Source organism: Streptomyces roseolus (genome assembly GCF_014649855.1).
GTDB lineage: Bacteria > Actinomycetota > Actinomycetes > Streptomycetales > Streptomycetaceae > Streptomyces > Streptomyces roseolus.
The window spans coordinates 168,421-182,823 of the sequence record NZ_BMTV01000016.1 but is presented as its reverse complement, the minus strand read 5'-3'; the positions used below and the strand labels follow the sequence as shown (position 1 = coordinate 182,823).

The 14,403-nt window shown below is 70.5% G+C and carries 13 protein-coding genes; 10 read left to right on the top strand and 3 right to left on the bottom strand.

Annotated elements, in window-relative coordinates; all coding sequences use genetic code 11:
• The 4 genes from IE245_RS20555 to IE245_RS20540 form a co-directional block, all read left to right on the top strand.
• On the top strand, positions 1 to 768 hold a 768-nt coding region (locus tag IE245_RS20555), incomplete at its 5' end, for a vitamin B12 dependent-methionine synthase activation domain-containing protein (RefSeq protein ID WP_308436622.1).
• A gap of 165 nt (positions 769 to 933) precedes the next feature.
• Positions 934 to 1,632: an HAD family hydrolase gene (locus tag IE245_RS20550; RefSeq protein WP_189949676.1), complete on the top strand. Its 699-nt coding sequence runs from the start codon at positions 934 to 936 to the stop codon at positions 1,630 to 1,632.
• Between the two features lie 477 nt (positions 1,633 to 2,109).
• Positions 2,110 to 3,702 carry an ABC transporter substrate-binding protein gene (locus IE245_RS20545; RefSeq protein WP_189949674.1) on the top strand — a complete coding sequence of 531 codons (1,593 nt, stop codon included), beginning with the start codon at positions 2,110 to 2,112 and terminating at the stop codon, positions 3,700 to 3,702.
• A 67-nt stretch (positions 3,703 to 3,769) separates the two neighbouring features.
• Positions 3,770 to 5,344, top strand: coding sequence for an ABC transporter substrate-binding protein (locus tag IE245_RS20540; RefSeq protein ID WP_189949672.1), 1,575 nt, complete (start codon positions 3,770 to 3,772; stop codon positions 5,342 to 5,344).
• 75 nt (positions 5,345 to 5,419) lie between these two features.
• Here IE245_RS20540 and IE245_RS20535 read toward each other — a convergent pair whose 3' ends face one another.
• Together IE245_RS20535 and IE245_RS20530 are read right to left on the bottom strand one after the other, a co-directional pair.
• Positions 5,420 to 6,097, bottom strand: a complete 678-nt coding sequence (locus IE245_RS20535; protein WP_189949670.1) for a response regulator — start codon at positions 6,095 to 6,097, stop codon at positions 5,420 to 5,422.
• 10 nt (positions 6,098 to 6,107) lie between these two features.
• Positions 6,108 to 7,010 (bottom strand): RecB family exonuclease, encoded by a 903-nt coding sequence (locus IE245_RS20530; RefSeq protein WP_229851414.1) that lies wholly within the window; start codon positions 7,008 to 7,010, stop codon positions 6,108 to 6,110.
• 178 nt (positions 7,011 to 7,188) lie between these two features.
• On the opposite strand from IE245_RS20530, the gene IE245_RS20525 reads away from it, so the two are divergent.
• The 3 genes from IE245_RS20525 (at position 7,189) to IE245_RS20515 (ending at position 9,994) form a co-directional block, all read left to right on the top strand.
• Positions 7,189 to 8,322, top strand: coding sequence for a site-2 protease family protein (locus tag IE245_RS20525; protein ID WP_229851416.1), 1,134 nt, complete (start codon positions 7,189 to 7,191; stop codon positions 8,320 to 8,322).
• Positions 8,323 to 8,341: 19 nt separating this feature from the next.
• Positions 8,342 to 9,229 carry a tRNA (adenine-N1)-methyltransferase gene (locus IE245_RS20520; RefSeq protein ID WP_031013975.1) on the top strand — a complete coding sequence of 296 codons (888 nt, stop codon included), beginning with the start codon at positions 8,342 to 8,344 and terminating at the stop codon, positions 9,227 to 9,229.
• A gap of 171 nt (positions 9,230 to 9,400) precedes the next feature.
• Complete coding sequence (locus tag IE245_RS20515; RefSeq protein WP_189949663.1) at positions 9,401 to 9,994, top strand: hypothetical protein; 594 nt, start codon at positions 9,401 to 9,403, stop codon at positions 9,992 to 9,994.
• A 4-nt stretch (positions 9,995 to 9,998) separates the two neighbouring features.
• On the opposite strand, the gene IE245_RS20510 is transcribed toward IE245_RS20515, so the two are convergent.
• Positions 9,999 to 10,310: a ferredoxin gene (locus IE245_RS20510; protein WP_189949660.1), complete on the bottom strand. Its 312-nt coding sequence runs from the start codon at positions 10,308 to 10,310 to the stop codon at positions 9,999 to 10,001.
• A 241-nt stretch (positions 10,311 to 10,551) separates the two neighbouring features.
• On the opposite strand from IE245_RS20510, the gene arc reads away from it, so the two are divergent.
• The 3 genes from arc to IE245_RS20495 all read left to right on the top strand — a co-directional run bounded on the left by arc (position 10,552) and on the right by IE245_RS20495 (position 14,393).
• Entirely contained in the window at positions 10,552 to 12,318 is a 1,767-nt protein-coding gene (arc, locus tag IE245_RS20505; RefSeq protein ID WP_189949658.1) for a proteasome ATPase, read from the top strand.
• A gap of 182 nt (positions 12,319 to 12,500) precedes the next feature.
• Positions 12,501 to 14,012, top strand: coding sequence for a depupylase/deamidase Dop (gene dop / locus IE245_RS20500; protein WP_189949656.1), 1,512 nt, complete (start codon positions 12,501 to 12,503; stop codon positions 14,010 to 14,012).
• A 168-nt stretch (positions 14,013 to 14,180) separates the two neighbouring features.
• Positions 14,181 to 14,393 carry a ubiquitin-like protein Pup gene (locus tag IE245_RS20495; protein WP_189949653.1) on the top strand — a complete coding sequence of 71 codons (213 nt, stop codon included), beginning with the start codon at positions 14,181 to 14,183 and terminating at the stop codon, positions 14,391 to 14,393.
• Positions 14,394 to 14,403: the final 10 nt, after the last annotated feature.

The following is a 14,403-nucleotide window of genomic DNA, read 5'->3' as shown; positions in this document are numbered from 1 at the left end:
CGGGTCGTCAAGGGCATCCCGCTCAAGGACTACGCCTCCTGGCTCGACGAGGGCGCGCTGTTCAAGGGCCAGTGGGGCCTCAAGCAGAACCGGGCCGGCGACGGGCCGACGTACGAGGAGCTGGTGGAGACCGAGGGCCGGCCGCGGCTGCGCGGCTGGCTGGAGCGGCTGCACACCGAGAACCTCCTCGAGGCGGCCGTCGTCCACGGCTACTTCCCGTGCGTCTCCAAGGGCGACGACCTGATCATCCTCGACGACGCCGGCCACGAGCGGACCCGCTTCACCTTCCCGCGCCAGCGCCGCGGCCGCCGCCTCTGCCTCGCCGACTTCTTCCGCCCCGAGGAGTCCGGGGAGACCGACGTCGTCGGCCTCCAGGTCGTCACCGTCGGCTCCAGGATCGGCGAGGCCACCGCCGAGCTCTTCGCCTCCGACTCCTACCGCGACTACCTGGAGCTGCACGGCCTCTCCGTGCAGCTGGCCGAGGCCCTCGCCGAGTACTGGCACGCGCGCGTGCGCGCCGAGCTGGGCTTCGGCGGCGAGGACCCGGCGAGCGTCCAGGACATGTTCGACCTCAAGTACCGCGGCGCCCGCTTCTCGCTCGGCTACGGCGCCTGCCCCGACCTGGAGGACCGGGCGAAGATCGCCGACCTGCTCCGGCCGGAGCGGATCGGCGTGCACCTCTCCGAGGAGTTCCAGCTCCACCCGGAGCAGTCCACCGACGCGATCGTCCTCCACCACCCCGAGGCGAAGTACTTCAACGCCCGGTGACGGGCCGCTGACCGACCGGTCGACGACCGGCCGCGGCCGCCGTGTGTCAGATCACGGCGCCCGCGGTGATCGCGACGTACACTGGTCGGTCCAGTGCAGGCCGGCCCTCCTCCCCGTACCGGGAGCGGGGGCCGGCCTTTCCGTCCCTCCATGGAGGTGTGCCGGATGACCAGTACGGTCCCCGCGTCCCTGTTCCACGCCAACGGAAGCTCCGCCCTGCAGGCGGTCTTCCTCGACATGGACGGGACCCTCGTCGACACCGAGGGCTTCTGGTGGGACGCGGAGGTCGAGGTCTTCGCCGACCTCGGACACCGGCTCGACGAGGCGTGGAAGGACATCGTGGTCGGCGGGCCGATGACCCGCAGCGCCGGCTACCTGATCGACTCCACCGGCGCCGACATCACCCTCGACGAGCTGTCCGTGCTGCTCAACGAGAAGTTCGAGCAGCGCATCGAGCGCGGCGTCCCGCTCATGCCCGGCGCCGAGCGGCTCCTCGCCGAACTGGCCCGCCACTCCATCCCCACCGCGCTCGTCTCCGCCTCCCACCGGCGGATCATCGACCGCGTCCTGGAATCCCTCGGCCGCGACCGCTTCCACCTCACCGTCGCCGGCGACGAGGTCACCCGCACCAAGCCGCACCCGGAGCCGTACCTCACCGCCGCGCGGGGCGTCGGCGCCGACCCCGCCCTGTGCGCGGTCATCGAGGACACCGCGACCGGGGTCGCCGCCGCCGAGGCGGCCGGCTGCCGGGTCGTCGCCGTGCCCTCCGTCGCGCCGATCCCCGCCCTGCCCGGCCGGGTCGTGGTCCGCTCCCTGGAAGAGGTCGACGTGCCCTTCCTGCGCACCCTCGTCTCGGGAATCTGAGCTTTATCTGAGCCTTTCCCGCGCCGCCCCGGGCCCCCGAGGGCTTTCCCCCGGGTAATTGCTTCAGGCCATCCCTCGAATTCCGACCGCGTGACCTTGGTCACCCAGCGTGCTCGCCGAGGGGTGGTCTGACGCCGTTCCATGCCCGGAATGCGGACGTCCGCCGCTCCTTTGTGTCCCGTTTCGCTCACTCCCGTCCGCCTCGCGCACCGCATGACTATCGAGGCCGACGCATTCATGATCACCCTGCGATTACCCCCCACCGGCCACCCCGTCCGGCCGCGGCACCGCCGCCCACTAATCTTTCGCGAGTACTTCGCCGCAATCACCGCGTGCGCCGGCGCATACCCCAGTCGCCGAGAACACAGGACCGATCGCAACTTCCCGGCCCGATCGCTCCCGCCCCGACCGGGCGGCCGGCGGCGGAGTGTCGTCATGACCGCTGTACCCCAGGCCGGCTGAGGAGAACGTCCCTTGATGAACCGCAAGACCTTGGTGCTGCCGGCCGTGGCCGGACTGCTCGCCCCCCTGCTCGCCGCCTGCGGGACGGGGGAGGACGCCAGAGCCATCGTCGTCGGAACCACCGACCAGTTCGTCGCCACCGAGGAGGCCCCCGCCCCCCTCGACCCGGCCTACGCCTACGACACCGGCGCCTGGAACATCCTCCGCCAGACCGTCCAGACCCTGGTCCACGTCCCCCGCGGCGGCGGCCGGCCCGTCCCCGAGGCCGCCGAGACCTGCGCCTTCACCGACACCGCCAGCGAGAGCTACCGCTGTGTCCTGCGCCCCGGCCTCACCTTCGCCGACGGCACCGCCGTCACCGCCGAGGACGTGAAGTTCTCCATCGACCGGGTCCGCAAGATCAAGTCCGACAACGGCGCCGCCGCCCTCCTGTCGACCGTCGACACCGTCGAGACCAAGGGCGACCGCGAGATCGTCTTCCACCTCAACGCCCCCGACGCCACCTTCCCGTACAAGCTCTCCACCCCCGTCGCCGGCATCCTCAGCAAGGACAAGTACGCCGCCGACAAGCTCCGCGAGGGCTTCGTGGTGGACGGCTCCGGCCCGTACACCCTCAAGACCGAGCAGGACGGCGACCAGGCCACCCGCTTCGTCTTCTCCCGCAACCCCCGCTACAAGGGCGACATCACGCCCCGCAACGAGCGGGTCGAGCTCCGCGCCTTCGCCGACGCCGGCGCCATGGGCAAGGCCCTGGAGAGCAAGGACATCGACATGATGGCCCGCTCCCTCTCCCAGGAGCAGGTCCGCGACCTCACCGAGAGCCCCGCCGCCGGCATCCGCGTCTCCGAGGTCCCCGGCCTGGAGATCCGCTACCTCGGCTTCAACACCGAGGCCCCCGCCGTCGAGGAGAAGGCCGTCCGCCAGGCCATGGCCGCCGTCATCGACCGCGGCGCCCTCGTCAACCGCGTGTACGGTCCCACCGCCGAGCCGCTCTACTCGCTGATCCCCTCCAGCATCAGCGGCCACGCCACCCCCTTCTACGAGGAGTACGGCGAGGGCGACGCCGGCCGCGCCGCCGCCATCCTCCGCAAGGCCGGCGTGCGGACGCCGGTCAAGCTCACCCTCAACTACACCACCGACCACTACGGCGAGGAGACCGCCCAGGAGTTCGCGACGCTGAAGAACCAGCTCGTCGCGAGCGAGCTCTTCGACGTCACCGTCAAGGGCACCGCCTGGTCCGAGTTCCGCCCCGCCCAGCGCCGCGGCGACTACGCCGTCTACGGCCTCGGCTGGTTCCCCGACTACCCGGACCCGGACAACTACGTCGCGCCCTTCCTCGACAGCGACAACTTCCTCGGCACCCCGTACGTCAACAAGACCGTCCGCGACCAGCTCATCCCGCAGTCCCGCCGCGAGGCCGACCGCGCCGCCGCGAACCCCGTCTACCACCGCATCCAGAAGATCGTCGCCCAGGACGTGCCCGTCCTGCCGCTCTGGCAGGGCAAGCAGTACGTCGCCGCCCGCGACGACATCAACGGTGTCGAGTACGCCCTCAACACCTCCTCGGACCTGCTCCTCTGGGAGCTGAGCCGCGGCACCACCGCCTGACCCCTTCGTTGTACCGGCCGCGCAGCCACGCGCGGCCGGCCTGGCAAGAGATCACGAGGCAAGTTCTGTGAAGACGCACCACAAGTGGCTGACCGCCCCGCTCGCCGCGGGCCTCTCCGCCGCCCTCCTCGGCGGCTGCGGCACCGAGCAGGGCACGGGCTCCGGCGAGGCCGGCGGCATCCGGGTCGGCATGTCCGACGAGATCCTGGCGACCGACCCCGCGGCCGGCTACGACCCCGGCTCCTGGCTGCTGTTCAACAACGTCTTCCAGTCCCTCCTCGCCTTCCCCAAGGGCGGCTCCGTCCCCGAGCCCGAGGCCGCCGACAAGTGCGGCTTCGACGGGGGCAGCACCGTCTACACCTGCACCCTGCGTCCCGGCCTGAAGTTCTCCAACGGCAACCCGCTCACCTCCGAGGACGTCAAGTTCTCCTTCGAGCGCGCCCTGAAGATCGCCGACCCCTCCGGCCCGGCGCCGCTGCTCTCCACCATCGACACCATCGAGACCCCCGACGAGCGGACCGTCGTCTTCCGCCTCAAGGTCCCGGACGCCACCTTCCCCAGCAAGATCGCCTCCGGCGCCGGCTCCATCGTCGACCACCGCGAGTACCCCGCCGACGCCCTCCGTACCGACGGCAAGGCCGTCGGCTCCGGCCCGTACAAGCTGGACTCCTTCGGCGACACCGAGGCCGTCTTCTCCGCCAACACCGGCTACCAGGGCACCGCCGAGCGCCGCAACGACAAGATCACCCTCAAGCTGTACCAGGACGACCGCACCGCCCTCGCCAAGGCCTTCACCGACCGCGACGTCGACATCGCCTACCGAGGCCTCTCCGCCGCCGACATCTCCGCCCTGGAGAACGCCGGCGGCGACCAGGACGTCCAGATCGTCCAGGGCGGCAGCGCCGAGGTCCAGCACCTCGTCTTCAACATGCAGGACCCGGTCGCCGGCAAGCTCGCCGTCCGCAAGGCCATAGCCCACCTCGTCGACCGCGACGCCCTCGTCGAGGACGTCTACAAGTCGACCGCCACCCCGCTCTACTCGATCGTCCCGGCCGGCATCAACGGCCACAACACCGCCTTCTTCGACACCTACGGCGCCCCCGACCCGGCCAAGGCCAAGCAGGTGCTGCGCGCCGCCGGCATCAAGGCCAAGGTCGCCCTGACCCTCTGGTCCACCCCCAGCCGCTACGGCCCCTCCACCGACGCCGAGCTCAAGGCCATCGCCGCCCAGCTCAACGCCAGCGGCCTCTTCACCGCCGACGTCAAGTCCGTCCCCTTCGAGCAGTACGAGAAGGACATCGCCGACGGCAAGTACGGCGTCTACGTCAAGGGCTGGGTCCCCGACTACCCCGACGCCGACAACTTCACCGCCCCGTTCTTCGGCGAGGGCAACGTCCTCGGCAACCACTACGAGAACAAGGCGATCACCGGCACCCACCTGCCGAAGACCGCCGCCACCGCCGACCGCTCCGCCACGGACAAGGAGTACGGCGCCATCCAGGACGCCGTCGCCGAGGACCTTCCGCTCCTCCCGCTCTGGCAGGGCAAGCAGTACGCCGTCACCCGCGACGGCGTCACCGGCCTCGAATGGACCCTCGACGCCTCGACCGTCTTCCGCTTCTGGGAGCTCCGCAAGAGCTGACCCCGGCCCGGACACGACGAAGGGCCCGGCGCGCACCCCGCGCCGGGCCCTTCCCCGTACCGCCGTCGCACGGCCCTACTGGCCGTTGGCCCCCGGGCGCACCAGACCGCTCTCGTACGCGTACACCGCCGCCTGCACCCGGTCCCGCAGACCCAGCTTGGTCAGCACGTGGCCCACGTGCGTCTTCACCGTCGTCTCGCTGACGAACAGGTCCGCCGCGATCTCCGCGTTCGACAGCCCCTTGGCGACCAGCTTCAGGACCTCCACCTCACGGTCGGTCAGCGTGCCCAGGGCGTCCGGCACCGGCTCCTCACCCGTCGGCAGGTGCGCCGAGTACTTGTCGAGGAGCCGCCGCGTGATCGACGGGGCCAGCATCGCCTCACCCGCCGCCACCACCCGGATCGCCTGCACCAGCTCGTTCGCCGGGGCGTCCTTCAGCAGGAAGCCGCTCGCGCCCGCGCGCAACGCCTCCACCACGTACTCGTCCAGGTCGAAGGTGGTCAGCACCAGGACCTTCGCCGGCCCGTCCCGGCCCGGGCCGGTGATCTGCCGGGTCGCCTCCACCCCGTCCATCCGCGGCATCCGGATGTCCATCAGCACCACGTCGGGCTGCAGCGCCCGCACCTGGTCGAGCGCCTGCAGACCGTCACCGGCCTCGCCCACCACCGCCAGGTCCTGCTCCGCCTCCAGGATCATCCGGAAGCCGGTGCGCAGCAGCGGCTGGTCGTCGACCAGGAGGACGCGAATCGTCACAGGGGCTCCTTCACGAGGCGGGCCGGTCGCCGCCCATTCTGCCCTGCGCCGATTCCCCCGGCTCCGCCGGGCGCGCGGAGACGATCTCCAGCGGGTACGCCGGGGGAGTCCCCCCGAACTCCGGGCACACCGCCCGGTGGTCGCACCAACCGCACAGCTTCGTCGGCCGCGGCCGCCAGTCGCCCGTCTCGGTCGCCGTCCGGATCGCGTCCCACAGCGCGTGCAGCTTCCGCTCCACCCGCCGCAGGTCCGCCTCCACCGGGTCGTACGTCAGCACGTCCCCGCTCCCCAGGTACACCAGCTGGAGGCGGCGCGGGATCACGCCCTTCAGCCGCCACACCACCAGCGCGTAGAACGTCATCTGGAAGAGCGCGCCCTCGCTGTACTCCGGCCGCGGCGCCTTGCCCGTCTTGTAGTCGACGATCCGCACCTCGCCCGTCGGCGCCACGTCCACCCGGTCGATCACCCCGCGCAGCCGCAGCCCCGACTCCAGCTCCGCCTCCACGAACAGCTCGCGCTCGGCCGGCTCCAGACGCGCCGGATCCTCCAGCGTGAACCACCGCTCCACCAGCGCCTCGGCCTCCGCCAGCCACTGCCCGAGCCGCTCGCCCTCCGCATCGTCCGCGAACAGCTCGCCCAGCTCCGGCCTCGACTCCAGGAGCCGGTCCCACTGCCCCGGGACCATCGCCTTCGCCCGCGGCACGGTCCGCTCCGCCGCCGGATCGTCGAAGAGCCGCTCCAGCACCGCGTGCACCAGCGTCCCGCGCGTCGCCGCCGCGCTCGGCTTCTCCGGCAGCCGGTCGATCACCCGGAACCGGTACAACAGGGGACACTGCATGAAGTCGCTCGCCCGCGAGGGCGACAGCGACATGGGCGCCCGGGGCCCCTCCGGGAGCCGCTCGCTCGTACTCATGACACCGACCCTACGGCCCCCCACCGACAGCGAGACGCATACCATCGACGCATGACCCGTCGCGCCGCATGATCGACCCGTGACGCGGCGGCGCGGTCACACCCGGCGACGAGAGGAACCCGTGAACCAGGACGAGCCCAAGCCGCAGCGGACCGAGGAACCCGGCGGCGGGATCCTGATGGGCCGCCCCTTCGGCGTGCCCGTCTACGTCGCCCCCAGCTGGTTCCTCGTCGCCGCCCTCATCACCTGGGTCTTCGGCGACCAGATCGAACGGGTCCTGCCCGAACTCGGCGCCGCGCGCTACCTCGTCTCCCTCTTCTTCGCCGTCGCCTTCTACGCCTCCGTCCTCGTCCACGAGCTCGCCCACACCATCGCCGCCCTCCGCTTCAAACTCCCGGTGCGCCGCATCCAGCTCCAGTTCTTCGGAGGCGTCTCCGAGATCGAGAAGGAGTCCGAGACCCCCGGCCGCGAATTCGTCCTCGCCTTCGTCGGCCCCCTCCTCTCCCTCGTCCTCGCCGGCGCCTTCTACCTCGCCATGCACGCCGTCGAACCCGGCACCGTGCCCGGCGTCCTCCTCGCCGGCCTGATGATCTCCAACCTCATCGTGGCGATCTTCAACCTGCTGCCCGGCCTGCCGCTCGACGGCGGCCGGATGCTCCGCGCGATCGTCTGGAAGATCACCGGCAAGCCCATGAGCGGCACCGTCGCCGCCGCCTGGGTCGGCCGGGCCCTCGCCGTCACCGTCCTCATCGGCCTCCCCCTCCTCACCCGCACCGGCTGGCTCGGCAACTCCACCGCCGACATCGACGGCTTCACCACCGTCACCGACGCCCTGCTCGCCGCCATCCTGGCCGCCATCATCTGGACCGGCGCCGGCAACAGCCTCCGCATGGCCCGGCTGCGCGAACACCTCCCCGAGCTCCGCGCCCGGGCCCTCACCCGCCGCGCCATCCCCGTCGAGCCCGGCACCCCCCTCTCCGAGGCCCTCCGCCGCGCCAACGAAGCGGGCGCCCGCGCCCTCGTCGTCGTCGACCCCACAGGCGACCCCACCGGCATCGTCCGCGAGGCCGCCATCGCCGCCGTGCCCCAGCACCGCCGCCCCTGGGTCGCCGTCACCACCCTCGCCCAGGACCTGACGGACGGCATGCGGGTCCCCGCCGAGCTCACCGGCCAGCCCCTCCTCGACCACCTCCGCACCACCCCCGCCACCGAGTACCTGGTCGTCGAGGAGACCGGCGAGATCTACGGCGTCCTCGCCACCACGGACGTCGAGCGCGCCTTCGTGAAGGCCATGGCGCGACCGTCCTCCTAGGCCCGGTACTCTTGTTCCCATGTCCGAACCGACCGGTGCCGCCCGCCGACGCGGGCCCTTCAAGGTCGGGGACCAGGTTCAGCTGACCGACCCCAAGGGCCGCCACTACACGTTCACGCTCGAAGAGGGAAAGAACTTCCACACCCACAAGGGTTCCTTCCCGCACGACGAGCTGATCGGCGCTCCCGAGGGCAGCGTTGTCCGCACCACCGGAAACGTGGCCTACCTCGCGCTGCGCCCCCTGCTCCCCGACTACGTCCTGTCCATGCCCCGCGGTGCCGCCGTGGTCTACCCGAAGGACGCGGGACAGATCCTCGCCTTCGCCGACATCTTCCCCGGCGCGCGCGTCGTGGAGGCCGGCGTCGGCTCCGGCTCGCTCAGCAGCTTCCTGCTCCGCGCCATCGGCGACAGCGGCATGCTGCACTCCTACGAGCGCCGCGAGGACTTCGCCGAGATCGCGAAGGGCAACGTCGAGCGCTACTTCGGCGGCCCCCACCCGGCCTGGCAGCTGACCGTCGGCGACCTCCAGGACAACCTGACCGACACCGACGTCGACCGGGTCATCCTCGACATGCTCGCCCCCTGGGAGTGCCTGGAGGCCGTCTCCAAGAGCCTCGTCCCCGGCGGCATCCTCTGCTGCTACGTGGCCACCACCACCCAGCTCGCCCGCACCGTGGAGTCCATCCGCGAGATCGGCTGCTACGCCGAGCCGCAGCCCTGGGAATCCATGATCCGCAACTGGCACGTCGAGGGCCTCGCCGTCCGCCCCGACCACCGCATGATCGGCCACACCGGCTTCCTCGTCACCGCCCGCCGCCTCGCGGACGGCGTCGAGCCCCCGATGCGCCGCCGCCGTCCCGCCAAGGGCGCCTACGGCGAGGACTACGACGGCCCCAACAAGGGCTGACACACCGGCAGGACCCGCCGACGCCGTCGCCCGACCCCGCACCGCGGGGAACCGGGCGGCGGCGTCGCCGTGTTCGGCACCCCGCTTCCCACCCCGGCTGTTCCGCCGCGCTGTGACGTGTGGCACGATGCCCGCAACCCCTCGGCACGACCCTCACAGGAGACGTCTCGCGTGCAGCCCTCCGCCGCCCCGGACCCCGTGGACCACGCTCACACCCACGCCCGGCCGCTGCACTGGCTGGCCACCGCCACCGCGACCGCCGCGGTCGTCGCCCTCGCCGGCGCCCTGAGCCCCGAGCCCGCCGAGGCGGGCCCCGCCACAGCCTCCGCTTCCGCCCCCGCGGCGACGGGACCGGCCGCCGCCCCCGACCCCGACACGGCCGACTACCCCCTGCGGTGCGGGGGAGCGGACCACCGCGTCGCCCGGAGCGCCACCGGCGACCTGGACGGCGACAAGAACCCCGAGACCGTTGCGGTCGTACACTGCGAAGCCGGATCCGGAACCCCGCCCTCCGGCGTCTACGTCCTCACCCCCGGCCGCGGCGCCGGAGCCCCCGCGCGCGTCGTGGCCACCCTCGTCGACCCCCGCGAGCAGCGCAGCGTCACCGGCCTCGCCCTCCGCGACGGAGCCGTCCGCGCCACCCTGCTCGGCTACTCGTCCCCCGACGTCCCCAGCTGCTGCCCCGACGAGAAGGAGCAGGTCACCTGGGAATGGACCGGCGGCGCTTTCGTCCGCACCACCGGCACGGCGGCGTTCGGCGCCTGACGCGTCACTCCGCGTCGGGGCCGTACACCTCGACGCGGTCCCGCACCCGCCGGACGTGGATGCAGTCGCCCGGACACTCCTTCGCCGAGTCCACCACGTCCTGGAGCAGCGGCAGCGGCACCGGGGTCGTCGCCCCCGCCTCCTGGAGCAGCTCGTCGTCGGCGCTCTTCACATACGCGAGCCCGTCGATGTCCAGTTCGAAGACCTCGGGAGCGTACTGGGCGCAGATCCCGTCCCCCGTGCACAGGTCCTGATCGATCCAGACCTCCAGGGCCTCCCCGGCCCCGTCGGCCGGCGCCTCGTGCTGCACGCTCATCTCTTCTGCCGTTTCTGCTCCGCGCGGACAATTGAGGCCGCGACCCGCGGGTGTTGACCCCTCACGACGATACAACTGCCCGCTTTCAGAGCCCGAAGGGTGGGTATTCAGCTGGCGAGAGGGGAAGCGCAAGGGTGAAGATCGGACACACCCCGGAGTCTTTTTGATCTAGGGGTTTCAATCATCACCCACGCAGGTAGGGTCAGGATGCGTCCAGCTCCCCTTGGAGGAGGTGAGGACCGTGGCAGCCCACGACGACGACATCAACCGCGGCATCCGGCCGGGGCGGGGGTCTGAAGACCCCGCCGGCCAGGTTGCCTATCTCGAGCAGGAAATCGCCGTCCTGCGCCGCAAGCTCGCCGACTCTCCGCGACACACGAGGATTCTCGAAGAGCGGATCGTCGAGCTGCAGACGAGCCTGGCCGGCGTGTCCGCGCAGAACGAAAGACTGGCGAACACGCTCCGTGAGGCACGCGACCAGATCGTGGCCCTCAAGGAGGAGGTCGACCGGCTCGCACAGCCGCCGGCCGGATTCGGTGTCTTCCTTCAGGCCAACGAGGACGGCACGTGCGACATCTTCACCGGCGGCCGCAAGCTCAGGGTGAACGTGAGCCCCAGCGTCGAACTCGAAGAGCTCCGGCGCGGCCAGGAAGTCATGCTCAACGAAGCGCTCAACGTGGTCGAGGCCATGGAGTTCGAGCGCGCCGGCGAGATCGTCACCCTCAAGGAGATCCTGGAGGACGGCGAGCGCGCCCTGGTGGTCGGGCACACCGACGAGGAAAGGGTGGTGCGGCTCGCCGAACCGCTCCTGGACATCACCATCCGCTCCGGTGACGCCCTGCTCTTCGACTCCCGCTCCGGGTACGTCTACGAAGTCGTCCCCAAGAGCGAGGTCGAGGAACTCGTCCTCGAAGAGGTCCCGGACGTCGACTACGACAAGATCGGCGGTCTGGGCAACCAGATCGAGCTGATCCGCGACGCGGTCGAGCTCCCGTACCTCTACCCCGACCTGTTCAAGGAGCACGAACTGCGGCCGCCCAAGGGCATCCTGCTCTACGGGCCGCCCGGCTGCGGCAAGACGCTCATCGCCAAGGCCGTCGCCAACTCCCTGGCCAAGAAGGTCGCCGAGGTCACCGGCCAGCCCGCGGGGAAGTCCTACTTCCTCAACATCAAGGGCCCCGAACTCCTCAACAAGTACGTCGGCGAGACCGAGCGGCACATCCGCCTGGTCTTCCAGCGGGCCCGCGAGAAGGCCAGCGAAGGCACCCCCGTCATCGTCTTCTTCGACGAGATGGAATCGCTCTTCCGCACCCGCGGATCCGGCGTCAGCTCGGACGTCGAGAACACCATCGTCCCCCAGCTCCTCGCCGAGATCGACGGCGTCGAGGGCCTGGAGAACGTGATCGTGATCGGCGCCTCCAACCGCGAGGACATGATCGACCCCGCGATCCTCCGCCCCGGCCGGCTCGACGTGAAGATCAAGATCGAGCGCCCGGACGCCGAGGCCGCGAAGGACATCTTCGCGAAGTACCTCACCGCCAACCTCCCGCTCCACACGGACGACGTCTCCGAGCACAGCGGCTCCAAGGCCGCCGCCGCCCACGGAATGATCCAGTCCGTCGTCGAGCAGATGTACGCCGAATCCGAGGAGAACCGCTTCCTCGAAGTCACGTACGCCAACGGCGACAAGGAAGTCCTGTACTTCAAGGACTTCAACTCCGGCGCGATGATCCAGAACATCGTCGACCGGGCCAAGAAGATGGCCATCAAGGCATTCCTCGACCACAACCAGAAGGGCATCCGCGTCTCCCACCTCCTCCAGGCCTGCGTGGACGAGTTCAAGGAGAACGAGGACCTCCCCAACACCACCAACCCCGACGACTGGGCCCGCATCTCCGGAAAGAAGGGCGAGCGGATCGTCTTCATCCGCACCCTCGTCACCGGAAAGCAGGGCGCGGACACCGGACGCTCCATCGACACGGTGGCCAACACCGGTCAGTACCTGTAAAAGCGCACACCGGCTGCGGATGTCCGGAAACCGGGCATCCGCAGCCGTCGCATTCGTACCCGAAAAACTCCCGGCCACATCCGGGAAATACCGCAAGTGATCTCCCCACCAGCGCGGAGCCGCTCTAGGCTCTTCGGTACCGCCGAGTCGCGCACTGAGCGCCGCCGGGCAAGGAGGGCCGCATGACCGTACGGCGAGTAATGGGCATCGAGACGGAGTACGGGATCTCCGTCCCCGGACACCCGAACGCCAATGCCATGCTCACCTCGTCCCAGATCGTCAACGCCTACGCCGCGGCGATGCACCGGGCGCGCCGCGCCCGCTGGGACTTCGAGGAGGAGAACCCGCTGCGGGACGCCCGCGGCTTCGACCTCGCCCGCGAGGTCGCCGACTCCAGCCAGCTCACCGACGAGGACATCGGCCTCGCCAACGTGATCCTCACCAACGGCGCCCGGCTCTACGTGGACCACGCCCACCCCGAGTACAGCGCCCCCGAGGTCACCAACCCGCGCGACGCCGTGCTCTGGGACAAGGCCGGCGAGCGGATCATGGCCGAGGCCGCCGAGCGCGCCGCCCAGCTCCCCGGCGCCCAGCCCATCCACCTCTACAAGAACAACACCGACAACAAGGGCGCCTCCTACGGCACGCACGAGAACTACCTGATGAAGCGGGAGACCCCCTTCTCGGACATCGTGCGCCACCTGACGCCCTTCTTCGTCTCCCGCCAGGTCGTCACCGGCGCCGGCCGCGTCGGCCTCGGGCAGGACGGCCGCGAGGACGGCTTCCAGATCAGCCAGCGCGCCGACTACTTCGAGGTCGAGGTCGGCCTGGAGACCACCCTCAAGCGCCCCATCATCAACACCCGCGACGAACCGCACGCCGACGCGGAGAAGTACCGACGGCTGCACGTGATCATCGGGGACGCCAACCTCTCCGAGATCTCCACCTACCTCAAGCTCGGCACCACGGCGCTCGTCCTCTCCATGATCGAGGACGGCTTCATCACCGTCGACCTCGCCGTCGACCAGCCCGTCCGCACCCTCCACCACGTCTCCCACGACCCCTCGCTCCAGTACCTCGTCACGCTGCGCAGCGGCCGGACGCTCACCGCGGTGCAGCTCCAGATGGAGTACTTCGAGCTGGCCAGGAAGTACGTGGACGAGAGGTACGGCACGGACGCCGACGAGCAGACCAAGGACGTCCTGACGCGGTGGGAGGACACCCTCAACCGCCTGGAGAACGATCCGATGAGCCTGGCCGGCGAGCTGGACTGGATCGCCAAGCGGGAGCTCATGGAGGGCTACCGGCGCCGCGACGGCCTGGACTGGGACGCTCCCCGGCTGCACCTGGTGGACCTCCAGTACGCGGACGTGCGGCCCGACAAGGGCCTGTACAACCGCCTGGCGGCCCGCGGGCGCATGAAGCGGCTCCTGGACGAATCCGAGGTGGAGCGGGCCGAGACGGCGCCGCCGGAGGACACCAGGGCCTACTTCCGGGGCCGCTGCCTGGAGCAGTACGCCGACGACGTGGCCGCCGCCTCCTGGGACTCGGTGATCTTCGACCTGCCGGGTCGCGACTCGCTCCAGCGCGTCCCGACCCTGGAGCCGCTGCGCGGCACCAAGGCCCATGTGGCGGCCCTCCTGGACCGCTGCCGCACGGCGGAGGAGCTCGTCAGGGTCCTCTCCGGCAGCTGATTCGAGACCGGAAAAGGGCCTGAAACACCCGGGCCCTGGGAATCATGGAAGCAGTGCGCGGGCGTTGCGGAAATGCGGGGGCCGATGTCGGTCCCGGCTTGTAGGGTCTGATCTTGCAGGACCCCAGCAGCACATGTCCGAGCGATCCGATTCGAGCGGGGTGAGGAAATGGCGTCCAAGGACACCGGCGGCGGACAGCAGAAGGCCACGCGTTCCACGGAGGAGGTCGAGGAGACCACCACGGAGGCGAACTCCGACCTCAAGGAACGCCAGGAGAAGCTGAGCGAGGACGTGGACTCGGTCCTCGACGAGATCGACGACGTGCTCGAGGAGAATGCTGAGGAGTTCGTTCGAAGCTTCGTGCAAAAAGGCGGCCAGTAGCCTTCGAATC

Coding starts and splice junctions, on each gene's coding strand:
- IE245_RS20510 (WP_189949660.1), bottom strand. CDS start 10,310: ATGAGCGTGCAGCACGAGGCGCCGGCCGACGGGGCCGGGGAGGCCCTG.
- IE245_RS20520 (WP_031013975.1), top strand. CDS start 8,342: ATGTCCGAACCGACCGGTGCCGCCCGCCGACGCGGGCCCTTCAAGGTC.
- IE245_RS20550 (WP_189949676.1), top strand. CDS start 934: ATGACCAGTACGGTCCCCGCGTCCCTGTTCCACGCCAACGGAAGCTCC.
- dop (WP_189949656.1), top strand. CDS start 12,501: ATGACCGTACGGCGAGTAATGGGCATCGAGACGGAGTACGGGATCTCC.
- IE245_RS20530 (WP_229851414.1), bottom strand. CDS start 7,010: ATGAGTACGAGCGAGCGGCTCCCGGAGGGGCCCCGGGCGCCCATGTCG.
- IE245_RS20545 (WP_189949674.1), top strand. CDS start 2,110: ATGAACCGCAAGACCTTGGTGCTGCCGGCCGTGGCCGGACTGCTCGCC.
- IE245_RS20525 (WP_229851416.1), top strand. CDS start 7,189: ATGGGCCGCCCCTTCGGCGTGCCCGTCTACGTCGCCCCCAGCTGGTTC.
- IE245_RS20495 (WP_189949653.1), top strand. CDS start 14,181: ATGGCGTCCAAGGACACCGGCGGCGGACAGCAGAAGGCCACGCGTTCC.